The sequence below is a fragment of the Streptomyces sp. NPDC048462 genome, assembly GCF_043200175.1.
Taxonomy (GTDB): domain Bacteria; phylum Actinomycetota; class Actinomycetes; order Streptomycetales; family Streptomycetaceae; genus Streptomyces.
Genome location: NZ_JBICXG010000015.1, coordinates 78,654 through 100,015 on the forward strand (window position 1 = coordinate 78,654; position 21,362 = coordinate 100,015).

Here is a 21,362-nt window from a genome sequence, read left to right on the forward strand (position 1 = left end):
TGCGGGTCCGGCGGGCGGCCGGGGGGCGTCCGGTCAGGATGCCTGGCGCTGCTGGTCGTGGTGGCTGATCTCCACGTCGCCCGAGTCACCGAAGGTGAGGCGGCAGGTATCGGCCCGGTAGGTGGCGATGGAAACGGCTGCCGTCCCGCCTGCGGCGAGGTACCGGGTAGTGACGACGAGGACGGGAGCCCCCGGAAGCCGGTCGAGCTCCTTGGCGTCGTCAGCGCGTGCCGAACCGAGCTCCACCGAGCGGTCCTGGCCGTCGAGCCCGAGACGGTGCAGCTCACGCACGATGCTGCGGGCCCTGGCGGAGCCGGACGGAGTGTCTATCGCCGAGAGCTCGGGAACCGAGGACGACGGCACGTACAGCAGCTCCGCCGCGACGGTCTGCCCGTGGGAGACGCGGATCCGGCGCACGATGTGGACCAGTTCCTCACCCCCCACGTCGAGTGCATCGGCCACCGCCGCGGGTGCGGCAGCGCTCTGGCAGTCCACCGGCTGCCACGCCTCGCCCGCGCCGCCTCCGCTCCAGTCGTGCTGAGCGGTGGAGACGGCCACGCCCAGGCGCGGCGGCGCGACCGTGGTTCCGACCCCCCGGCGGCGCTGCAGCCTGCCTTCGAGTTCGAGCTGCTCCAGTGCCTGCCGCAGCGTGGCACGTGCGACGCCGAACCGGGCGGCGAGCTCCCGCTCGTTGGGAAGGACCTCCCCCACCGCAAAGTCCGAGTCGAGTGCCTCACTGAGCACGGTCTTGAGGTGCCAGTACTTCGGCTCCGGTACCGATTCCAGCTGCGTGGTCCCCACCCTTGTCCTCCGCAATCGCCCAGCGGCTTTTCCGCGACGTTATTTATTAAAGGTTCCTGTCTTAACGTTGCGACCATAGGACGGCGCACCCCCTTGGTCAAGACCAATCCTTAGCCGGTAACCCTGTGAAACGGGGTGCTGTCGCAGAGCGTTCACAGGGCGTTCGCGCACCGGTGCGCCATGCGCAGCACAAAGCCCCACGTCCGGGCGGGTCCGTGGGGCTTCGCGGGCGCTCCGGGTCCTACCGGCCGGAGGCGACCGAGAGGGAGCGAAGGGAAGGAAATGACGCGAGAGGGCCACAGGGGAAGTGGAGAAGTACGGAGGCGCGTGGATTGCGGGGGGGGGAGCGGTTCCAGCTGGCTAGGCGCCATCGAACGTGATGAGTTTGTCCGGGTTGCGGACGATATATACGCATTGGATGCGGCCGTCCCTCACCTCCACCTGCATGACGGAATCGGGCTTTCCGCCGATGAGGACCAACAGTGCCGGTCCGCCGTTCAACTCCAGACTCCGGACCTCCAGGTCCGAGACCGGCTGCTGCGCGACGGCCTGGAGGAAGCGGCTGACCTTGTCCGCGCTCTCCAGGATCCGCAGCGGCGCCTTCGACTTCCCACCGCTGTCGCCGACGAGCCGCACGTCCGGTGCGAGGAGAGCGAGGAGCGCTTCGATGTCGCCGCCCGCGGCCGCCGCGAGAAATCGCTCCGTCAGGTCACGACGCTGGACGGGGTCGACGTCGTAGCGCGGTTCGCGTTCCTCCACATGGCGCCGGGCGCGCCCGGCGAGCTGGCGGACGGCAGCCTCCGTCCGGTCGAGCGTCGCGGCGATCTCGCTGTACGGAAAGCCGAAGGCCTCGCGGAGGACGAAGACGGCACGCTCCAGCGGGGACAGCGATTCAAGAACGACGAGCACCGCGACCGAGACGGAGTCGGCGAGGGCGACCTGCTCCGCGGTGTCGGGCACGGCGGGACCGAAGTCGGTGACGAGGGGTTCGGGCAGCCAGGGCCCGACGTACGACTCGCGCCGCGACCGGAGCTGACGCAGCCGGTCGATGGCGAGGCGGGTGACGGTCCGCACGAGGAAGGCGCGTGGTTCGCGCACGTCCTCACGCACCACGGACGACCAGCGGAGCCACGCCTCCTGGACCACGTCCTCCGCATCGGCGATCCGGCCGAGCATGCGGTAGGCGACCCCGGTGAGTACGGGCCTGTGCTCTTCGAACACGTCGGTCACGATGTCGGTTGCCACCGCCCCATCCCAGCCGACGTGGCCCACCCTGTCCAGTTCGAATCGCCCTGGCCTCTTGAACTCCAAGCTGCCTGACGGTAATTCTTGTTGACGGCTTGTCTAAGTCGCCTGCGGGCACGGCCGCACCGTGCCGGAACACCCGGGAGCGTTTCGATGGCAACCACGGCCTCGTTCACCGTCGATTCACCGCGCGGGCCGCGGGCCGTGTCCGTCGCGTACGAGCGGACGGGGGCCGGGGAGCCGCTGCTGCTCCTCCACGGCATCGGCCACCACCGCCAGGCCTGGGACCCGGTGATCCCCGTCCTCGCCGTGGAACGGGACGTCATCGCGGTCGACCTGCCGGGCTTCGGCGCCTCTCCCGCGCAGCCCGACGGCGTCCCGTACGGCCTGAAGACCGTGGCGCCGCTGCTGGGGGCCTTCTGCGAGGTGCTGGGCCTGGACCGCCCCCATGTGGCGGGCAACTCGCTCGGCGGCCTGCTGGCCCTGGAGTTGGGGCGCATGAAGCTCGTGCGCTCGGTGACGGCGCTCTCGCCCGCCGGCTTCTGGACGGAGCGCGAGCGGCGCTACGCGTTCGGCACGCTGCGCGCGATGCGGCTCGCCGCCGGTTCGATGCCACTGCCGCTCATAGAGCGGCTCTCCCGCACCCAGGCCGGACGGACGGTCCTGACCAGCACCATCTACGCCCGGCCCGGACGCCGTTCACCGGAGGCTGCGGTGCTCGAGACGCTCGCCCTGCGCGAGGCGACCGGCTTCGACCAGACGCTGGCCGCCGGACGCGATGTCATGTTCACCGATGATGTGCCGGGGCTGCCGATAACCATCGCCTGGGGCAGCGGCGACCGGCTGCTCCTTCGCCGCCAGGGAATCCGGGCCAAGCACACTGTGCCCGGCGCCCGTCTGGTCCGGCTGCCCGGCTGCGGCCATGTCCCGATGAACGACGACCCCGCTCTCGTGGCTCGGGTGATTCTCGACACCAGCCGCTGAGTCCGTCGCGGGCACGGACCCGCTCCGGCGCAGGAAGCCCGACCCGAGGGCCACGCCCAGCCCGACCAGGCAGCTGCCGGCGGCCTGCGCGACACCGTAGGAACCGGTGCCGACGAGAGGTGCGGTGAGCGCGGCGGAGACCGGGACCAGGCCGCAGAAGAGCGTGGCGCGCTCGGCGCCGATGCGCTGCAGGCCCATGTACCAGCAGACGAATCCGATGACCGTGACGACGGCGGCCTGCCAGAGGAGCGCCAGCGCCTCGCCGCCGGAGGGCATCGGCAGGAAGCCTCCGCCGTCCAGAAGCAGGCCCAGTACGACGGACTCCACGGCGGCGATCACACAGACCGTGGCGGACAGCAGCCGCGGACCGAGCGGACGCAGGACGGGCACGGCGATGACCGCGAAGCCGACCTCGCCGGCCAGTGCGCCGACGGAGCAGATGATGCCCGCCAGGTCGGTTCGGCCCCAGCCCTGGACCGTGAAGGCACCCGCGGCGACCAGTCCCGCTGCGTAGAGCACGGCGCGCGTCGGCCGGCGCCCGTCCAGCAACGGCACCAGCACTGCCACGACGATCGGCGCGCAGCCGACGAAGACTCCCGGAACTGCGGGTTCCGCACTCTGCTCGGCGGTCAATACGGCCAGGTTGAAGCCGACCATTCCGACGGCCGCGAGCAGCGCGAGCCGCGCCCACTGTCGGCCGGTGAGCGTGCGCAGTGTGGCAGTGGGCGGGGGCGCCCCGCCCCGCCGCAGCAGAGGCAGGAGCAGCAGGGCTGCCAGGCCGTAGCGCAGCGCCTGGCCACCGGCGTACGGGTAGTCGCCGAGGAGGCTGTTGGCGGTGAAGGAGGCGCCCACCAGGGTGCAGGCGAAGGCGGCGAGCACAGCGCCGCGCAGAGAGGTCGTATTCATGGTGCCAACGCTATGGAGCCGGGCGGTCCGGTTTAAGGTCCACTTCCATGACGTCTTCGGGGACCAATTCAGTACCGGAAAGCGGCGGGGGCAGCGACCGGGAAGCGTTCTCCGCCGCCTGGGAGCTGCTGCTTCCGGCAGCGTCGGCTCCGGCGCGCGGGCGCGGCCGTGCCCTCCAGTCGGCGTTGCGCGACGCCGTGCGCTCCGGCCGTCTGACACCGGGGACACGGCTTCCGTCCAGTCGTGAGCTCGCTGCCGATCTCGGCGTCTCGCGGGGTCTGGTCACCGAGGCGTACGAACAGCTGACCGCCGAGAGCTATCTGCACAGCGGACGCGGCGCGGGGACCTGGGTGAGCGGATCGGCCCGTGCCGCGGCGAACCGGGCCCGCGACCTCGCGCCGCGCGGTCCCGGCACCCTCGTCGACTTCCGGCCGGGTACGCCGGACCTCTCGCTCTTTCCGCGCAGTGCCTGGGCCGCCACGCACCGTTCGGTGCTCGGCAGGCTGCCGCACAGTGCGCTGGGCTATCCGGATCCACGTGGGCTTCCCGAGCTGCGGGTCGCACTGGCGGCCCTGCTGGCGAGGCGGCGCGGGGTGGTGGCCGATCCGGAGCGCCTGCTGGTCTGTTCGGGAGTGGCGCAGGCGACGACGCTGCTCGGGTTCGTGCTGCGCGAACGCGGGATGCGGACCGTCGGTGTCGAGGATCCCGGAAGCCCCGAACACGCCACGCTGTTCGCCTCGACGGGCCTTGCCACGACCGGGCTGCCGCTCGATGACGAAGGCCTGGCCACGGAGCCCCTCGTGCGCTCCCGGCTGCGTGCCGTGATGACCACCCCGGCTCACCAGTTCCCCACCGGAATCGCGTACTCCGCCGCCCGCCGCAGTCAGCTCCTGGACTGGGCGCGGGACGTGGACGGGGTGATCATGGAGGACGACTACGACGGCGACTTCCGCTACGACCGGGCCCCCGTCGGAGCGCTGCAGGGGCTGGATCCGGAGCATGTCGTGTACACCGGGTCGGTGAGCAAATCGCTGGCACCCGGTCTGCGGCTGGGGTGGCTGCTGGCACCGGCGTCGATGACGGACGAGATCGTCGACCGCAAACGCACGATGGATCTCGGCAATCCCGCCATAGACCAGGCCGTTCTCGCCGACTTCATCGCCCGGGGAGGCTACGACCGTCAGCTGCGGCGCTGCCAGCGCGCCTACCGGGCACGCCGAGACACCCTCACCGCCGCGCTGGCCGAGCACTTCCACGGTGCCGAGGTCAGCGGCATCGCCGCAGGACTTCACATCATCGCCCGGCTGCCCGAACGGTACGGCCCCGAGGCCGGTTTCGCCGCCCGCGCCGCCGCCGCCGGGATCGCGCTGCGGCTGATGAGCGAATGCGGGACCGTGCGTCCCTCGGACCGTTCCGTGAGCCTGGTGCTGGGATACGCGCAACTGGCGCCGGCGGACATCGAACGGGGGGTACGGCTGCTGGCCGAGGCCCAACAGGTCCTGGGCTGAGCGGAGTCCGTCTCGCCTCGCCCCCGTGCGCCCTTCCACTCGACCCACTGGCCGCCCGGCCGGGAGCTGCGGATACGGGTCCGCCGACGCCGCGGCGGACCCGTTGTCAGTGGTGGGTCCTACCGTTTTCCTCATGACCCGATCCGTACAGGCGCTGGCCTACTCACGTCCGTCCGCTCTGCAGTCCTCCCAGGCAGGGCAGTTGCTCGGCCTGGAGACAGCGGGCGGTCTCACGCCACGCGGCGCCGAGCCCCATCCCCGGTTCTTCGAGGGCTTCCTCAGCTCCCCCCGGATCGCGGCCCGCGGCCTGCTCGCGGTGGCGGACGTGGCGGCAGCGCGCTACTACCGGCGATCGCTGTTCTCCTCACTGGACCCGGTGGTGACGGGGAACGGCGACCGGCTGCGCTTCGAGTCGTTCTCCGGCTGTTGCGGGGTGTACGCCCGTCTGGACGTGCTGCGGGACGGCCTGGACGGGGCGGAGACGGGGCACGGCACGACCAATGTCGATGTGAACAATCCGCTGCGCGAGGCGCTTTCGCGGATAGCGGGCGACGACCCGCTGCATCTGCGGGTGGGGCCGCAGGAGATGGCCGTCACCACGTTGGACGGTCGCGTCGTGGAGAAGAAGGTTCCGCTGCCGGACCGGTGGCTGCGGGGCTTCGCCGAGGCACAGGTCGCTTCCGCCGCCTTCGATCTGCGGGCGGAGCTTCCGGCGGCCGAGGCCGTCCGGTTCCTGCGGTCGCTGCCCCGTTCCTCGGGCACGGCATCGCTGGGCGCCCAGTGGGTGGTTCCCGCCGGAAAGACCCTGCGGCCGACGACGCGGCCGACGCAGGGGGCCGTCTGTCTGCCGGGGCCGCAGCGGCTGGTCGCCCTGCAGCGCGTCCTTCGGCACGCGACGGCGCTGCGGGTGTACGGCCCGGTGGCGGAAGGCACCCCCACCGCGAGCGCCTGGGAGGTGGTGCTGCCTGGCATGCGGCTCACTCTGACGCTGTCGCCCGACGCCTCGCGAGGCTTCTCCGGTGAGGGCGGCGTGCTGGAGGCCCTCGCCACCGACGACGCCGCAGCCGACGCCGAGCTGGTCTCCGTGCTGCTCGCCTGGGAGCCGAGGATCGACCCGGCCGATCTGGCCGAGGAGTCGGGCCTGCCGGTGGAACGGGTGCGGGCGGCGCTCGTCCGGCTGGGGACGGCGGGCCGTGTGGGCTACGACCTCGCGGACGCGGCCTACTTCCACCGCGAGCTGCCGTACGACGCGGACCGGGCCGAGCGGCACAACCCGCGCCTGGTGGCCGCACGGCAGCTGGCCGGGGCGGGCGCGGTGGTCCTGGACGGCGAACTGGCGTCCGTGACCTCCGGCGACCGCCGCTACCAGGTCCGCGAGAGCGACGGTGCGCTGAGCTGCACCTGCCAGTGGTGGGCCGACTACCGGGGCCGGCGTGGTCCGTGCAAACACGCGCTGGCGGTCCGGATGACCCGCCGGGGCACGACGGTCACCGCGGGTGCGCGATGAAGGAGCTGCTCGCCGCCGTGCGCGACGGCCGCCATCGGGATGTGCCCGGGCTGGTGGCACCGCTGGACCGGGCCGAACGCAGACTGGCCCTGGCCGAGTTGAAGACGGTGCGAAAGGAGGCGCGGGACTGGGAGTGGCGCGAGCGCACCAGGACCCTGAAGGCCGTCCTGGTGGCCGGTGCCGGCTGCCATGCGGGGGCGGCGGGCTGCGCGGCCTGGATCGGCGCCCGGGAACTGCGCGAGTGGGAGCATTCGCCCTATCCATGGGTGCTGAAGGCGCTGGCCGACCGCGATCCGGCCTGGCTCGCCGATCTCGCCCACCGGCTGGCCGCCCGCTCCGTCGACTCCGAGGCGGAGTACCGGCTCGTCGTCGAACTGGTACGGATGGCGGACTGTCCGCTGCCCGCCTCCGACGGCATGGTCCGCGGCTGGGCCGAACGCATCAACGCCGCACGGTGGCGGCAGCGGCCGAACCCGCCGCTGACCGATCTCCTGCGCGCCGAACCGTACCTCGGCGTCCTGGCACCACACCTTCTGGACATGCCGGAGCTGCCCGCCACCGTGGCCTGGGCCGGATACCCGGATCCGGACGACAACTGGCCGTCCGCGCTGACCACACTCACGGCGGAGGGGCTGCTGGACCGGACCGTCCTCCTTGAACGCTGTGTCACCCGCCTGCTGCGCGGCGGTAAGACCGCCGACCTGCGCTTCTGCACGCTGCTGCTGCGCAGCCTCGAACCCACGGCCCAGGAGGAGGCCGAATGGACCTCCGACTGGATCGCCATGACCGCGGACGGCCCCTCGCCGGTGGCCGGACACGCGCAGGAGGTGCTCGCCCGGCTGGACGGTCACGGCAGGCTGTCCGTCGCCCAGCTGGCCGACGCCTCGGGTCCGGTGCTCTTCCGCACGGAGAAGAAGCTGGTCCGCGCCCAACTGGTGCTGCTGGGAAAGGTGCTGCGCCGGGACCCGTCGGCTGCCGGACAGCTGCTGCCCGTGGTGGGCGAGGCGTTCGGGCACCCGGACATCGGAATCCAGGAGCGGGCACTCAAGCTCACCGCCCGTCACGTCCCCTCGGCCCCGGCCGACGTTCGCCAGGAACTGGCCTATATGGCGGCACAGTTGGGGCCGGTGCACCGGCCGGAAGCCGTCGCCCTGTTCGGCGATCTGCTCGACGACGGGCAGTCCGGTGACGTCCACGAGGAGATCCTGCCACCGGCCCCCGTCCCGAGGCGCCTCTCCCCCGCCACGGAGAACACCGCCGAGCTCGTCGAGGAGGTGGTGGCCCTGGTGCGGACCGGCTCGCGGCAGGTCCACGAGTTCGAGCGGACTCTGGACGGGCTCATCCGGTGCACCCGTACGAACCGCTCCGCCCTGGTCGAAGCCCTGCGCCCGGCGCTCGCCGGGGTGTGGTGGGCCGAGGCCGGTCAGCAGAGCGAGATCGACTGGCGGTTCATCAGGCACCACGACGGCCTGCACGTCGTCGTGGCGTCGTTGCTCGAACAGGTACCGGAGCACGCCCTCGCCGAGAACCGGGCCCGGTCGGCGGCTACAGGCACCTGCTTCCACGCCGCCCTCGACGGGGTGACGCACGCACGGCTGTGGGAGGCCGCTGTCGCGATACGGACCGGGGAGCTGCCCTTCCTGCTGGCCACCCCTACCTGGCACACCGGGTCCCTGGACCCGATGGAGCTGGTCGACCGGCTCCACCGCTACCGGGAGCTGGGGGCCGAGCCCGGCCCCGTCGACTTCGCGCAGGCCCTGCTCCGTGTCCGGCGCACGGGCGGCGAGGAGGCCGCCGACCTGGCCGCCGCGCTCGGCACCGCGCAGGGCGACCGGCTGGCCGCCTGGATCCGGGCCGACGAACCGGTCGCGCCGGTGCTCCGGCACCATGTGGAGGCCGAAGCACCCCCGGCCCGGGGCTGGTTGCAGCAGTCGGCGGCCGGAGCGCGGCACATCCTGCTGGCCACCAGGGAACGGCTGGTCATCCAGCAGGAGTTTCCCCGCGCCTTCCACTGGCTCGGGCGCCCGCACACCCCGGGACAGCAGACCTGCTACCACTGGGGCGGTGGTTCCCCGCAGTGGACGGCCGTGCTGCCCGAGGACAGTGAGACGCTGGCGGCGTGGCTGCTGCCCTTCGTCGCCACATGCGCCGAGGACCAGCGCGGAAGCGCGGCGCCCCTGCCCGCCCTCGTCGAGACCGCAGCACCCGCCGGCGGCGCCATCCATCTGGCATTGGGGTACGCGCTGGGTGCCCGCTATCCGGAGGACCGGCTGTCGGCCGTGGACACCCTGCTCACCCTCGCCGCCCGGGGACAGCTCGATGCGGCGCTCCTGGGCGGCGAGCTGAACACGCTCATCGGCCGGGAGCTGGTGAAACCCGTACGGCTGGCGGTCTCGGTGGCAGCCGCCGCCGAGACCGGCGCGTACCGGACCGTGCTCTCGGTGCTGCTCCCGGTGCTGCCCGCACTGCTGTCCCGTGAGCGGGCTCCCCGGGGACTGAGCGATCTGCTGGCCGTGGCCGCGCAGTGCGCGGAGCGCTGCGGCCCGCAGGGGACCGGACACATAACCGGTCTCGCCGCGACGGCCGCGCGCGGCGGGTCGACGCAACTGGTTCGGCAGGCGGCGCGGCTGCAGGCCGCCTGGGGTCAGGAGGAGGCCGCCTGAGCCCCGGCCGGGACGTGGCTCGGCCGCGCCCCGGCCAAGCGGCCAAGCGGCCAAGCGGCCAAAAAGCGACGATAGGCGACTAGATCCACACTTAACCCATCGGTCACAAGGCGTTCGTGATCAGGCAACACCGCTCCGTCACAGTGAAGTCATGACTGATGTGACATCCGCCAAGAGCGCCCGCCGCCCCCACCACTGGCGTCGGGATCTCATCGAACTCGCCGCCCTGTTCACCGCGGTAGCCGTCGCCGACGCGATCGCCAACCTGATCGGACACCAGCCGGAGGGACCGTATCTGCTCATCGCCTCGGCCCTGGCGCTGACCGCGACTGCCGCGTTCCACACCTGGTGGGCACGGCGGCACAGCCACGCGCCACCGCCGGAGTCCGAGGGGGCGCCGGCCCTCGACGCCTCCGCCGCCCCGCAGCCGAGGACAGCAGTCGCCTCACCCGACCCGGGGCACGCGCCGGACCCCGGCCAGGCCCCGGCCCACGGCCACGCGCCGCACCCGGTACCCGGCTCCGATTCCGGGGAGACGGCACTGTGGCGGATGCGCACCACGGTCCGGGACGCTCCCGGCAGCCTGGCGGCGCTCTGCAATGTGCTGGCCCAGTACCGGATCGACATCCTCACCCTGCAGACGCACCCCCTGGCGCAGGGCACCGTCGACGAGTTCCTGCTGCGCGCCCCCGCCGCGCTTCCGGCGTCCCGGCTGACCCGGGCGATCTCCGCCGCCGGCGGCAGCTCCACCTGGATCGAGCGCGCCGACGCCCATGACCTGGTCGACGCCCCGACCCGGGTGCTCGGCCTCGCCACCCGCACCGCACTGGACGCCGCCGAACTCCCGCTCGCCCTGCGACAGCTGCTCGGCCGGTGCACCATCCACTCGCTGCCCGCTGTCTCGGTCACCGGACGCGCCACCGGTGAGACCGCACCCGTCGAAGGGGTGCTGGAGGAGACGGTGATGCGACTGCGTGACCCCTCGGGCGGCGTCATCACGGTGGAGCGGCCCTATCTCCCGTTCACTCCCACGGAGTTCGCCAGGGCCCGCGCCCTGGTCGAGCTCGATGCCCGGCTCGGCCCCCGCGTCCCGCGCAGCGAGCACGTGCTCACCCTGCCCGAGGGCAACGCGATCACCGTGCGCCGGGCGGACCGCGCCGACCTCGAAGCGGCCCGCGCCATGCATGACCGCTGCTCGGAGCAGACCCTGCGACTGCGCTACCACGGCCCGGTCCGCGACGCCGACCGCTATCTCGACCACCTGCTGAGCCCCCGCTTCGGCCGCACCCTTGCCGTGCAGACGGCCTCCGGCCGGCTGGTCGCCCTCGGCCATCTGCTCTGGGACGGCGACGAGACCGAGGTCGCCCTGCTCGTCGAGGACGACTGGCAGCGCCGGGGCATCGGCTCCGAGCTGCTGGCCCGTCTGGTGGCGCTGGCCGTCGAGGCCGGCTGCGAGAGCGTCTACGCCGTCACCCAGGCGTCCAACACCGGCATGGTCGCCGCCATGCGCGCGCTCTCGCTGCCGCTCGACTACCAGATCGAGGAAGGCACGCTGGTGATCACCGCCCGGCTGAGCGCGACTCCGGAACGGTCGCTCCCGCTCGCCCTGCCCCCGCACGAGCAGGCACGTCACTGAAGCCCTGACGCACGGCGGGCTCCTCGCCGCTCAGCGCCTGGCAGAGATCGGCCCAGAGGTCCTCGACGTCCTCCAGGCCGACCGACATGCGCAGCAGCCGGTCGCCCACCCCCGCCGCCTGCCGGTCTCCTTCATCCACAATGCGGTGGCTGATCGAGGCGGGATGCTGGATCAGGCTGTCCACGCTGCCGAGACTGACGGCGGGCGTGATGAGCCGTACCGCGCCGATGACCCGGTGGGGGTCCCCGAAGACCTCGAAGGACACCATCGCACCGCCCAGTTCGGGGTAGTGGACGCGGGCGATCCGCGGGTCGGCGGCCAGCCTGCGGGAGAGTTCCGCGGCGCTCGCGGACGCGGCCCGTACCCGGACCGGCAGCGTGGACAGACCGCGCAGCAGCAGGTATCCGGCCATCGGATGCAGCACGCCGCCGGTGGCGAAGCGCACTTGGCGCAGCCGGGCGGCGAACTCCTCGTCGCAGGCAACGACTCCGCCCATCACGTCCCCGTGGCCGCCCAGGTACTTCGTCGCGCTGTGCAGCACGATCCGCGCGCCGTGCTCGACGGGACGCTGGAGAACCGGTGTCGCGAAGGTGTTGTCGACGAGCAGCGGTACGGAGCCGCAGGAGTGCGCGACCGCCCGGACATCCACCTCCTTGAGCGTCGGATTGGCGGGCGTCTCCACCATCACCAGGCCCGTGTCGGGGCGGATCGCGTCGGCGATGCCCGCCGGGTCCGTCCAGGTCACCTCGGTGCCGAGCAGCCCGGCGCCGAGCAGATGGTCGCTGCAGCCGTACAGCGGGCGGACGGCCACCACATGGCGCAGTCCCATGCTCGCGCGGGCCAGCAGGACAGCGGTGAGCGCCGCCATGCCGCTGGCGAACGCCACGGCACTCGCGGCGCCTTCGAGCCGGGCCAGCGCCGTCTCGAACCGGCCGGTGGTCGGGTTGTCGAGCCGGGCGTAGACCGGCGGCCCGTCGGGCCGGGCGCCGGTGGCGGCGAAGGAGTCGATCCGCTCGGCCTCCGCCCTGGAGTCGTACGAGGGGTAGGTGGTGGACAGATCGATCGGCGGGGCGTGCAGGCCGAGGGCAGCGAGGTCGTCGCGTCCGGCGTGCACTGCTTCGGTGGCCAGCGCCCTGGACCGGGTTGTCGTCGAGGGCGCCATCGAGGCTTCGGTGTCCATGTCACCACTCTGAACAGCGGCCGGGCGATCCGCGCCAGAAGCCGTGCTACGTTCGGAAGATGACCGATTCTGTCGCTCTGGACACGGTGGATCTGCACATTCTGCGCCTGCTGCAGAACGATGCCCGGACCACCTACCGCGATCTCGCGGCCGAGGTCGGGGTCGCTCCGTCGACCTGTCTGGACCGGGTCACGCGGATGCGGCGCACGGGCGTCATCCTCGGCCACCAGCTGCGGCTCGACCCGGCCAGGATGGGACGCGGCCTGGAGGCGCTGCTGTCGGTGCAGGTCCGGCCGCACCGCAGGGAGCTCATCGGCCCGTTCGTCGAACGGATCAGGACACTGCCCGAGTCCCGGGCGCTCTTCCATCTGACCGGTCCGGACGACTATCTGGTGCATGTGGCTGTCACCGGTACCGCCGATCTGCAACGGCTGGTGCTGGACGAGTTCACCTCGCGCCGCGAAGTGGCCAGGGTGGAGACCAGGCTGATCTTCCAGCAGTGGGAGTGCGGACCGTTGCTGCCGCCCGCCGCGAACACAATTGGGCCGGCGGCGTGTCAGGTCTCCGAGCCCGGTTGATGGTGACGGGGAGCCCCTCTCCGTACGAGGATGTCCACATGTCAGACACTCCTAGCAGCGCGCTGCCCCGCCAGGTCGCCGACGCCTACGTCGACGCGTTCATCCGACTCGACCCGATTTCCGGCACCTTCCTGGGTGTCGCGGAAAGCTCGCGCCGCCTTCCCGACTTCTCCCCCGCCGGCCAGGAGGAACTGGCCCGGCTGGCCCGCGCCACGCTCGCCGGGCTCGACCGTGCCGAGCAGCTCCCCGGCGCGGCCGATGACGCCGAACGGCGTTGCGGCCGTCTCCTTCGCGAGCGGCTGACCGCCGAACTCGCCGTGCACGAGGCCGATGAGGCGCTGCGCGCCGTCTCCAACCTGCACTCCCCCGCGCACTCGGTGCGCGAGGTGTTCACCGTGACACCCACCGAGACGGACGAGGACTGGGCGGCGGTCGTCCACCGGCTCCGCGCCGTTCCGGCCGCGCTGGCCGGCTACCGCGAGTCCCTCGCGCTCGGCCTGGAGCGCAAGCTCTACGGCAGTCCGCGCGCCACCACCACCTTCATCGGCCAGCTCGACGAGTGGATCGGCAACGGCACGACGGGGTTCTTCCAGGACTTCGCCGCAGCCGGTCCCGACGTGCTGCGCGAGGGTCTGGACGATGGCGCCCGGCAGGCCACGCAGGCCCTGGAGGAGCTGCGGCAGTGGATGCGCGAGGTGTACGCGCCCGCCGTCGGAGGCGCTCCCGAGGTGGTGGGCCGCGAGCGGTACGCCCGCTGGTCGCGCTACTTCAACGGCACCGACCTCGATCTCGACGAGGCGTACGCGTACGGCTGGTCCGAGTACCACCGGCTGCTCGCGGAGATGCGCACCGAGGCCGAGAAGGTGCTGCCCGGCGCGGGCCCCTGGGAGGCGCTGGCCCACCTCGACGTCCACGGCAAGCACATCGAGGGCGTCGACGAGGTCCAGGCCTGGCTGCAGGGGCTGATGGACGAGGCGATCGATGCCCTGGACGGCACGCACTTCGAACTCGCCGAGCGGGTCCGCAAGGTGGAGTCCCGGATCGCCCCGCCCGGCGGCGCCGCGGCGCCGTACTACACGGGTCCGTCCGAGGACTTCTCGCGGCCCGGCCGTACCTGGCTGCCGACCATGGGCGAGACCCGGTTCCCGGTGTACGACCTCGTCTCCACCTGGTACCACGAGGGCGTGCCCGGTCACCACCTCCAGCTCGCCCAGTGGGCGCACGTCGCGCAGAGCCTCTCGCGCTACCAGGCGTCCATCGGCATCGTCAGCGCCAACGCCGAGGGCTGGGCGCTGTACGCGGAGCGGCTGATGGACGAACTGGGCTTCCTGCCCGACGCCGAGCGGCGCCTCGGCTACCTGGACGCGCAGATGATGCGCGCCTGCCGGGTGATCGTGGACATCGGCATGCACGTGGAGCTGGAGATCCCGGCCGACTCCCCGTTCCACCCCGGTGAGCGGTGGACGCCCGAACTGGCCCAGGAGTTCTTCGGCAACCACAGCGGCCGGCCCGCCGACTTCGTGGAGAGCGAGCTGACCCGCTACCTCTCGATGCCGGGGCAGGCCATCGGCTACAAGCTGGGTGAGCGCGCCTGGCTGCTGGGCAGGGAGAACGCCCGCGCGGCGCACGGGGACGCCTTCGACCTCAAGTCCTGGCACATGGCGGCCCTTTCGCAGGGGCCGCTGGGTCTGGACGACCTGGTCGACGAGCTGTCCAAGCTCTGACCGGACCGGCGGGCCGGGCCGGGGCCGTCCCCGGACCCGGCCTGCCGCCGTCAGAGGGCCGGTCGGTGGCCACGGGTCAGCAGCCGCAGGCCCCGGCGCCGACGGGTGCGGTGAGCGGGTCGGCGCCGCGCCGCTCCGCCCCCCGCGCGGTCTCGTACGCAAAGCCCTCGCGCACCCAGTACTCGAAGCCTCCGAGCATCTCCTTGACCCGGTAGCCGAGTCCGGCGAGGACGAGCGCCGAGCGGGCGGCGCCGTTGCAGCCGGGCCCCCAGCAGTAGGTGACCACGGGCACGTCCGGGTCGAGCAGTTCATCCGCCTGCCCGGCGATGAGCGATGTCGGCAGGTGCACCGCGCCGGGGATGTGCCCCTGGTCCCAGGATTCGGCGGAACGGGAGTCGAGGAGTACGAACCCGGGGTCTCCGCCCGTCGCCAGTGCGGCGGCGACGTCGGAGGCGTCGGCGTGGAAGGCGAGCGAGGCCGCGAAGTGGGCGGCGGCGACGGCCGGATCGGCGGGCGGCACCCGGAGCACGGGGTGGTCGGTGGTGGTGGGCTGTGGGGTCATGGTCGAAAATCTATGGCCGAAGGAGCCTTGCCGGAAGACGAGATCCCCGGCAGTGGGCTTGATTCGCCGGGGGTTTCCCTGTTCTCTCTGCGTATGACCGACTATTCCCCGGACGATACCGACTGGCGCATCCTCGATGTCCTCCAGCGTGAGGGCCGCGCCACCTATGCCGATATCGCGCGGGCGGTCGCGATGTCGTCGAGCGCCGTGACGGAGCGGGTCCGCAGGCTGGAGGAGGCCGGAATCATCAGCGGGTACTCGGCGGTGGTCGACCCGGAGCGGCTCGGGCTGCCGATCCTCGCATTCGTCCGGCTGCGCTATCCAAACGGCAACTACAAGCCGTTCCACGATCTTCTCGGCACCACTCCGGAGATCCTCGAGGCCCACCACGTGACCGGAGACGACTGCTTCGTGCTCAAGGTGACGGCGCGCTCCATGAGCCATCTGGAGACGGTGTCGGGGAAGATCGGTTCCCTGGGGTCCGTCACCACGAGCGTCGTCTACTCCTCGCCGCTGCCGCGCCGGGCTGTCAGCCGCTGACTCCGTCCGCCGTCCGGTGACGTACGGCGGATCCGTGGCGTTCCTTCACCACCTCGAGCTGGGCCGGAATGCGTCGGCGCAGATCCGCGACATGGCTGACGATGCCGACGCTGCGGTCCCGCTCCCGCAGCGAGTCCAGCACGTCGAGCACCTCGTCGAGGGTCTGGTCGTCCAGGCTGCCGAAGCCCTCGTCGATGAAGAGGGTGTCCAGCCGTACGCCGCCGGCCTCATCGGTGACCACGTCCGCGAGGCCGAGTGCCAGGGCGAGCGAGGCGAAGAACGTCTCGCCGCCGGAGAGCGTGGCCGTGTCGCGCTCGCGGCCGGTCCAGGCATCGATGACGTGCAGCCCGAGCCCGGCCCGGCGGCCGCCGGTGCGGGCGTCGGAGTGGACCAGGGTGTAGCGGCCGGACGACATCCGCCGCAGCCGGGCGGTGGCGGCCGCCGCGACCTGTTCGAGGCGGGCCGCCAGGACGTAGGACTCCAGCCGCATCTTTCGTTCGTTGTCCGCCGAGGTGCCGGCGGTGAGGCCGGCGAGCCGCGCGATCCGCTCGTACTCCTCGCGCACCGGTCCCAGGGCCCGCGCCTCGTCCGTCGCGCGCCGGGACAGCCGGCCGAGTTCGCTCCGGCGCTCCCGGGCCGCGGTGTGGGCGCCCGCCCCGTCCCGCAGCAGCCGCTCGGCCGTGTCGTACACAGACTGCGCGCCGCCGGGGTCGGCCGGGGGACGGCCGGCCGCAGCGCGGGCGTCCGCCTCGGCCAGCCGGTCGGTGACCGCTGAGGCCTCGGCCTGCCAGGTGTCGATCCGGTGCTGCAGCGCTCGCTGCCCGGAGTCGGGGAGCATGGTGGCGGCAGCGTCCTGCGGGGTGTCGAAACCGGCCCGGAACGCCGCGTCCGCGAGCCGGTCGTCGGCCTCCTTCAGCCGGGCCGCCGCGTCCTCCTCCTCACGCAGCGTCGCGGCCGCATCGACGAGCAGGCCGACCCGGCGCTGCAGGAGGGCGGCGTGCTCGGTGACGCTGCCCGACCCGCCGCGCGCCTGGGCCAGCACCTCTTCCAGGGAAGCCTGTTCGGCGTCGAGGCCTTCGCGCCGGGAGGTGCGGGCCGCGGCCCGGCGTTCGGCGTGCTGACGGTTTCCGGCCCGCTGCTCCTGCTCGCGTTCGGCGGCCGCGAGTGCCTCGCGCGCCGCGTGCGTCCCGGTTGCGGTCCGGTAGGCCTCGGCGTGCTCCCGGGTCAGGGTGTCCACGAGGTCGGTGAGCGCTCCGACCGTGGGCTCGGACGTTCCGGCCCGGCCGCCGGTGGCCTCGCCGACCCCTCCGGCCGCTTCCGAGGCCTGGCCGTCCGGGATGTCCGCGGCCTCCGCGCGCGCCGCCGCATACCCCTCGCGTACGGCTCCGAGCGCGTGTTCCGCCTCGGTACGGGCCTGCTCGGCGCGCCGGTGGGCGGCCTCGGCGGCGTCCTCCGTGGCCTGGTCGACGTGTCCGTCCCCGGTCCTGGCGGGCTCCGGATGGTCGGCCGAACCGCAGACCGCGCAGGCCTCGCCCTCGACCAGTTCGCGGGCGAGCTCGGCCGCGATGTCGCGCAGCCGTCGTTCACGCAGGCGGAGCCAGGTCTCGCCGGTGGTGAGGGCGTGTTCCCGGGCGGCGGCGAGGCGCTCCTCGGCGTGAGAGGTCTGACCGGCCAGGGTGTCCCGGCGGCGGGCCGCGGCCAGTCGCCTGCGGGCCGGGTCCAGGCGGCCGGCCAGCAGTTCGGCGCGGGTCGCCGCCTCCTGGGCCGCCTCGATGCGGGTGTGCAGACGGTGCCGGGTGGTCTCCCAGCCGGCCAGCCAGCTCTCGGCGTCCCGGATCAGTTCGTCGTCCGCCCTCGCCTGCCGTTCCAGCGCGGCCCGTTCACTGTCGATCTCGGCGCTGCGCCGCTCGGCGCGACGGGCCGCGTCCAGCGCGCCGAGCTCCTCGCGGATCCGGCGTTCGAGCGCGGTGAGCTGCTCGGCGCCCGCGTCGGCCAGGTCACCGGGCAGCCCGGCCCGGGAGCGGTCGCGGGCCGCGCCCGCCCGACGGTGCGCCCGCTCCGCCTCCTCGCGGAGCTCCAGCGCGGGGGCGACGAGCTCCGCCTTGCGGGCGCGCCGCAGCCGCTCCCGTGCCTGATCGTGCTCGTCCCGGCCGGCCTCCACCGCGGCTGCGCGCCGCCGGGTCTCCGCGTAACGCTGCTGGAGGCCGGCCAGTTCGCGCTCGGCGTCCAGGGCCTGCCGGGCGGCCGCCTGCCGCTGCTCGGCCGCGGCCAGGGCCGACGCGGCGATGTCGAGCCGTTCCCGGGCGCCGGCGCGCGCCGTCGCGGCCCATTCCAGTACGGCGTCGGCGAGCCCGGGTTCGCCGGGCTGGATGCCGGGCAGCGGCTGCTCCTCCGCGGCGGGCCCGGCCGCCTGGGCGATCCGCTGGGCGACGGCGAGGATCCGTTCGTCCCCGGCTCTGACCTGGGTCCCGGCGGCCCGGCGCAACTCCGCGAGGTGCTCCTCGACGGCGGCGAAGCGGCGGGTGTCGAAGAGCCGGCCGAGCAGTTTCCCGCGTGCTTCGGCATCCGCGCGCAGGAAGCGGGCGAAGTCGCCCTGCGGCAGGAGGACCACCTGGCAGAACTGGTCCCGGCTCATGCCGATGAGCTGGGTGATCTCCTCACCGATCTCCTGGTTCGAGCGGCTCAGCGCCCGCCATCCCCCGTCGGGGAGGTACTCGCGCAGCCGGCTCTGGGCCTTCTCCGTGGTGTAGCCGTCACCCTTCTTCTTGGGGCGGGGCTGGGCGGGGCTCCGGGTGATCTCCAGTCGGCGCCCGCCCACGGTGAGTTCGAGCCGGATCTCGGTCGGCAGGTCCGCCGGGGCGTGGTCGCTGCGCAGCGAGGTTCCGGGGCTCTGCCGAGCGCCGGGCACGGCGCCGTAGAGGCCGTAGCAGACGGCGTCCAGGACCGAGGTCTTACCCGCGCCGGTCGGTCCGTGCAGCAGGAAGATCCCGGCCGAGGAGAGTGCGTCGAAGTCGATCTCCTGAGTGGCGCCGAAGGGCCCGAAGGCGGTGATGCCGAGCCGGTGGAGCCTCACCGGTTCACCTCGCGCACGCTGTCGTCGACGCGTACGTGGTCGAAGGCGCCACGCAGCACCGTCCGCTCCGACTCGTCGATGCCGTATCCGCCGCGGACATGGGCCACGAAGTCCTCCGCGATGCTCTGGTCGTCGCGCCCCCGCAGCCGCTCGGCGTAGGAGGTCCGCGGGTCCTCGGGGTCGCGTTCCGGTTCGAAGGCGAGGGCGAGCGTGTGCGGGAACCGCTCGACGAGGCGGGCCATCGGCTCGGCCGGGCGGACCGGGTCGGTGAGGGTGGCCTCCACCCAGGACAGCTCGTGCCGGTCCAGGGCGGGGTCGTCGAGGAGGGTGTCGAGCCGGCCGCGGAGCCGGGCGAGCGGGCGGGGCACCGGGCAGTCGATCCATTCGGCCGCGACGGCGCCGGTGTCGTCCAGGTCGATCAGCCACATCGTCTTGCGGTGGCCGGCCTCGGAGAAGGAGTACGCGAGCGGGGAGCCGGAGTAGCGGACGCGTTCGGTGACCTTCTGGCAGCCGTGCAGGTGTCCCAGCGCCACGTAGTCGACGCCGTCGAAGACCCCGGCGGGGACGACGGCCACGCCGCCGACGGTGATGTCGCGTTCGCTGTCGCTCGGCTCGCCGCCCGCGACGAAGGCGTGCGCGAGGACGACGGACCGGGTGGCGCCGGGCCGTGTCGCGAGGTCCGCGCGGACCCGGTCCATGGCGGCGCTCAGGACGGCCTCGTGCCCGGCCCGGTCGGTGTTGAACTCGTCCTTGACGAGGGCGGGTTCCAGATACGGGAGCCCGTAGAACGCCACGTCGCCGTGCGCGTCGGGGAGTACGACCGGGGTGGCACAGTGCGCGGGGTCGGTCCGCAGATGGATGCCTGCCCGCCCGATGAGTCCGGCGCCGACGCCGAGCCGGCGGGCCGAGTCGTGGTTCCCGGAGATCATCACGGTGGGCACGCCGGCCTCGGCGAGCCGGTGCAGCGCGTCGTCGAAGAGCTGGACCGCGGAGAGCGGCGGCACCGCCCTGTCGTACACATCACCCGCCACGAGCACGGCATCGACGTCGTGGTCACGGACCGTCGCGACCAGGTGATCGAGGTAGGCGGCCTGGGCGTCGAGCAGCGAGACGCGGTGGAAGGACCGGCCCAGATGCCAGTCCGATGTGTGCAAAATCCTCAAGACCCGGCTCCGACCTGCATGTTTCGCTTCCTCCACCCCCGCGGTCGCCGCCCCTTGTGCTCCGGAGCGGCCCGCACCCGGCCTGTGATCGTCGTACCAGCGCGGCCCCGCGCCCGCGCCCCGCACCACAGTACTCAGGCGTCCCCGTAGGCCTCGCCGCCCAGCTCCAGCTCCGCCTCGCCGGCCGTCGCGTCGGCCAGCCAGCGCCGGAACTCGGCCACGTCCGCGTCCGGCAGCCCGATCTCGATGGTCACCGCCTCCGCGTAGCGGACCTCTCGCACGGTCCGCCCGGTGGCCCGCAGTTCGTTCTCGAGCCGGCCCGCCCGCTGGTGGTCCACGGTGACGGTGGCGAGCCGGAACCGCTGCCGGGTGAGTGTGCCGATCGCGTCGAGGGCCTCACCGACCACTCCCCCGTAGGCCCGGATCAACCCGCCCGCGCCGAGTTTCACCCCGCCGAAATAGCGGGTGACGACCGCGACGACGTACCGCATCTCGCGGCGGGTCAGCATCTGGAGCATGGGCACCCCGGCGGTGCCTCCCGGCTCGCCGTCGTCACTCGCCTTCTGTACGGAGGCGTCGGCGCCGATCACGTACGCGAAGCAGTTGTGGTTGGCCGCCGGGTGCTCCTTACGGACGCGCGCGACGAATTCCTGCGCCTCCTGCTCGGTGGCGGCGGGGGCGAGCGCGCAGATGAAACGCGACCGGTTGATCTCGGCCTCGTGCACGCCCGCTCGGGCGACTGTCCGGTACTGCTCCTGCATCCGGCCAGCCTATGCGCAGCCGCGGGAATGGTCCGGGGCGGCCGTCCGTTGAGTGGATCATGTACGCAGACACGGAGACGATCCACAGGATTCTGACCGGCACGGGCGACACCTGGGCGGTGGTGGGGCTGTCGAACAACCGCTCCCGCGCGGCCTACGGGGTGGCCGAGGTCCTTCAGCGCTTCGGCAAGCGCGTGGTCCCGGTGCATCCGAAGGCCGAGCGGGTGCACGGCGAGGACGGTTACGCGTCGCTGGCCGACATCCCGTTCCCGGTCGACGTGGTGGACGTCTTCGTCAACAGCGAGCTGGCCGGCGCGGTGGCGGACGAGGCGGTCTCGGCCGGCGCCTCCGCGGTGTGGTTCCAGCTCGGCGTGATCGACGAGCAGGCGTACGAGCGCACCCGGGCGGCCGGACTCGACATGGTCATGGACCGCTGCCCGGCCATCGAGATCCCCGCGCTGGAACGATAGGGGCCTTGGCCGGGGCTCTGGCCAGTGGCTCCGGCTGCGGGACCTGGCCGCTCGTGAGACG

The 21,362-nt window shown here is 72.8% G+C and carries 16 protein-coding genes and 1 pseudogene; 9 read left to right on the plus strand and 8 right to left on the minus strand.

The features are described from left to right. Positions 1 to 33 precede the first annotated feature (33 nt). Together ACGFU6_RS24225 and ACGFU6_RS24230 are read right to left on the minus strand one after the other, a co-directional pair. Positions 34 to 801, minus strand: a complete 768-nt coding sequence (locus ACGFU6_RS24225) for a GntR family transcriptional regulator (protein WP_393613769.1) — start codon at positions 799 to 801, stop codon at positions 34 to 36. Between the two features lie 360 nt (positions 802 to 1,161). After that, the gene (locus ACGFU6_RS24230; RefSeq protein WP_393613770.1) at positions 1,162 to 2,046 is read right to left on the minus strand and encodes an RNA polymerase sigma-70 factor; all 885 of its coding nucleotides are present in this window, start codon (positions 2,044 to 2,046) and stop codon (positions 1,162 to 1,164) included. 153 nt (positions 2,047 to 2,199) lie between these two features. Between ACGFU6_RS24230 and ACGFU6_RS24235 the strand changes: the two genes are divergently transcribed. Further along, positions 2,200 to 3,030 carry an alpha/beta fold hydrolase gene (locus tag ACGFU6_RS24235; RefSeq protein WP_393613771.1) on the plus strand — a complete coding sequence of 277 codons (831 nt, stop codon included), beginning with the start codon at positions 2,200 to 2,202 and terminating at the stop codon, positions 3,028 to 3,030. Positions 3,031 to 3,087: 57 nt separating this feature from the next. Here the strand turns inward: ACGFU6_RS24235 and ACGFU6_RS24240 are convergent. Beyond that, a pseudogene (locus ACGFU6_RS24240) lies at positions 3,088 to 3,936 on the minus strand (DMT family transporter); the annotation flags it as partial. A 47-nt stretch (positions 3,937 to 3,983) separates the two neighbouring features. Here ACGFU6_RS24240 and ACGFU6_RS24245 point away from each other — a divergent pair. From ACGFU6_RS24245 to ACGFU6_RS24260, 4 genes are all read left to right on the plus strand, one after another. After that, the gene (locus ACGFU6_RS24245; protein WP_393613772.1) at positions 3,984 to 5,444 is read left to right on the plus strand and encodes a PLP-dependent aminotransferase family protein; all 1,461 of its coding nucleotides are present in this window, start codon (positions 3,984 to 3,986) and stop codon (positions 5,442 to 5,444) included. A gap of 133 nt (positions 5,445 to 5,577) precedes the next feature. After that, positions 5,578 to 6,951 carry an SWIM zinc finger family protein gene (locus ACGFU6_RS24250; RefSeq protein ID WP_393613773.1) on the plus strand — a complete coding sequence of 458 codons (1,374 nt, stop codon included), beginning with the start codon at positions 5,578 to 5,580 and terminating at the stop codon, positions 6,949 to 6,951. After that, positions 6,948 to 9,614, plus strand: coding sequence for a DUF6493 family protein (locus tag ACGFU6_RS24255; protein WP_393613774.1), 2,667 nt, complete (start codon positions 6,948 to 6,950; stop codon positions 9,612 to 9,614). The genes ACGFU6_RS24250 and ACGFU6_RS24255 overlap by 4 nt, the downstream gene beginning before the upstream one ends. A 160-nt stretch (positions 9,615 to 9,774) precedes the next feature. Then, on the plus strand, positions 9,775 to 11,250 hold the full coding sequence (locus tag ACGFU6_RS24260) for a GNAT family N-acetyltransferase (RefSeq protein ID WP_393613937.1): 1,476 nt from the start codon (positions 9,775 to 9,777) through the stop codon (positions 11,248 to 11,250). Here the strand turns inward: ACGFU6_RS24260 and ACGFU6_RS24265 are convergent. After that, positions 11,174 to 12,430, minus strand: coding sequence for a trans-sulfuration enzyme family protein (locus tag ACGFU6_RS24265; protein WP_393613776.1), 1,257 nt, complete (start codon positions 12,428 to 12,430; stop codon positions 11,174 to 11,176). The two genes, ACGFU6_RS24260 and ACGFU6_RS24265, sit on opposite strands and share 77 nt — an antisense overlap. A gap of 59 nt (positions 12,431 to 12,489) precedes the next feature. On the opposite strand from ACGFU6_RS24265, the gene ACGFU6_RS24270 reads away from it, so the two are divergent. After that, on the plus strand, positions 12,490 to 13,008 hold the full coding sequence (locus ACGFU6_RS24270; RefSeq protein WP_393613777.1) for an Lrp/AsnC family transcriptional regulator: 519 nt from the start codon (positions 12,490 to 12,492) through the stop codon (positions 13,006 to 13,008). Positions 13,009 to 13,046: 38 nt separating this feature from the next. Continuing rightward, positions 13,047 to 14,732 (plus strand): DUF885 domain-containing protein, encoded by a 1,686-nt coding sequence (locus tag ACGFU6_RS24275; RefSeq protein WP_393613779.1) that lies wholly within the window; start codon positions 13,047 to 13,049, stop codon positions 14,730 to 14,732. 76 nt (positions 14,733 to 14,808) lie between these two features. Here the strand turns inward: ACGFU6_RS24275 and ACGFU6_RS24280 are convergent, their stop codons facing one another. Further along, the gene (locus tag ACGFU6_RS24280) at positions 14,809 to 15,294 is read right to left on the minus strand and encodes a rhodanese-like domain-containing protein (protein ID WP_393613781.1); all 486 of its coding nucleotides are present in this window, start codon (positions 15,292 to 15,294) and stop codon (positions 14,809 to 14,811) included. A 93-nt stretch (positions 15,295 to 15,387) separates the two neighbouring features. Here ACGFU6_RS24280 and ACGFU6_RS24285 point away from each other — a divergent pair, with 93 nt between their 5' ends. Next, positions 15,388 to 15,834, plus strand: coding sequence for an Lrp/AsnC family transcriptional regulator (locus ACGFU6_RS24285; RefSeq protein ID WP_393613782.1), 447 nt, complete (start codon positions 15,388 to 15,390; stop codon positions 15,832 to 15,834). On the opposite strand, the gene ACGFU6_RS24290 is transcribed toward ACGFU6_RS24285, so the two are convergent. The 3 genes from ACGFU6_RS24290 to ACGFU6_RS24300 form a co-directional block, all read right to left on the minus strand. Then, entirely contained in the window at positions 15,824 to 18,907 is a 3,084-nt protein-coding gene (locus tag ACGFU6_RS24290; protein WP_393613784.1) for an AAA family ATPase, read from the minus strand. The genes ACGFU6_RS24285 and ACGFU6_RS24290 overlap by 11 nt on opposite strands. Beyond that, positions 18,904 to 20,070: an exonuclease SbcCD subunit D gene (locus ACGFU6_RS24295; protein WP_393613785.1), complete on the minus strand. Its 1,167-nt coding sequence runs from the start codon at positions 20,068 to 20,070 to the stop codon at positions 18,904 to 18,906. The genes ACGFU6_RS24290 and ACGFU6_RS24295 overlap by 4 nt, the downstream gene beginning before the upstream one ends. Positions 20,071 to 20,204: 134 nt before the next feature. Next, positions 20,205 to 20,831 (minus strand): YigZ family protein, encoded by a 627-nt coding sequence (locus tag ACGFU6_RS24300; RefSeq protein WP_393613787.1) that lies wholly within the window; start codon positions 20,829 to 20,831, stop codon positions 20,205 to 20,207. A 59-nt stretch (positions 20,832 to 20,890) separates the two neighbouring features. On the opposite strand from ACGFU6_RS24300, the gene ACGFU6_RS24305 reads away from it, so the two are divergent. After that, positions 20,891 to 21,301, plus strand: coding sequence for a CoA-binding protein (locus tag ACGFU6_RS24305; protein WP_393613789.1), 411 nt, complete (start codon positions 20,891 to 20,893; stop codon positions 21,299 to 21,301). The last annotated feature ends 61 nt before the right edge of the window (positions 21,302 to 21,362 follow it).

Coding starts and splice junctions, on each gene's coding strand:
- ACGFU6_RS24235 (WP_393613771.1), top strand. CDS start 2,200: ATGGCAACCACGGCCTCGTTCACCGTCGATTCACCGCGCGGGCCGCGG.
- ACGFU6_RS24245 (WP_393613772.1), top strand. CDS start 3,984: ATGACGTCTTCGGGGACCAATTCAGTACCGGAAAGCGGCGGGGGCAGC.
- ACGFU6_RS24250 (WP_393613773.1), top strand. CDS start 5,578: ATGACCCGATCCGTACAGGCGCTGGCCTACTCACGTCCGTCCGCTCTG.
- ACGFU6_RS24255 (WP_393613774.1), top strand. CDS start 6,948: ATGAAGGAGCTGCTCGCCGCCGTGCGCGACGGCCGCCATCGGGATGTG.
- ACGFU6_RS24265 (WP_393613776.1), bottom strand. CDS start 12,430: ATGGACACCGAAGCCTCGATGGCGCCCTCGACGACAACCCGGTCCAGG.
- ACGFU6_RS24270 (WP_393613777.1), top strand. CDS start 12,490: ATGACCGATTCTGTCGCTCTGGACACGGTGGATCTGCACATTCTGCGC.
- ACGFU6_RS24275 (WP_393613779.1), top strand. CDS start 13,047: ATGTCAGACACTCCTAGCAGCGCGCTGCCCCGCCAGGTCGCCGACGCC.
- ACGFU6_RS24280 (WP_393613781.1), bottom strand. CDS start 15,294: ATGACCCCACAGCCCACCACCACCGACCACCCCGTGCTCCGGGTGCCG.
- ACGFU6_RS24285 (WP_393613782.1), top strand. CDS start 15,388: ATGACCGACTATTCCCCGGACGATACCGACTGGCGCATCCTCGATGTC.
- ACGFU6_RS24300 (WP_393613787.1), bottom strand. CDS start 20,831: ATGCAGGAGCAGTACCGGACAGTCGCCCGAGCGGGCGTGCACGAGGCC.
- ACGFU6_RS24305 (WP_393613789.1), top strand. CDS start 20,891: ATGTACGCAGACACGGAGACGATCCACAGGATTCTGACCGGCACGGGC.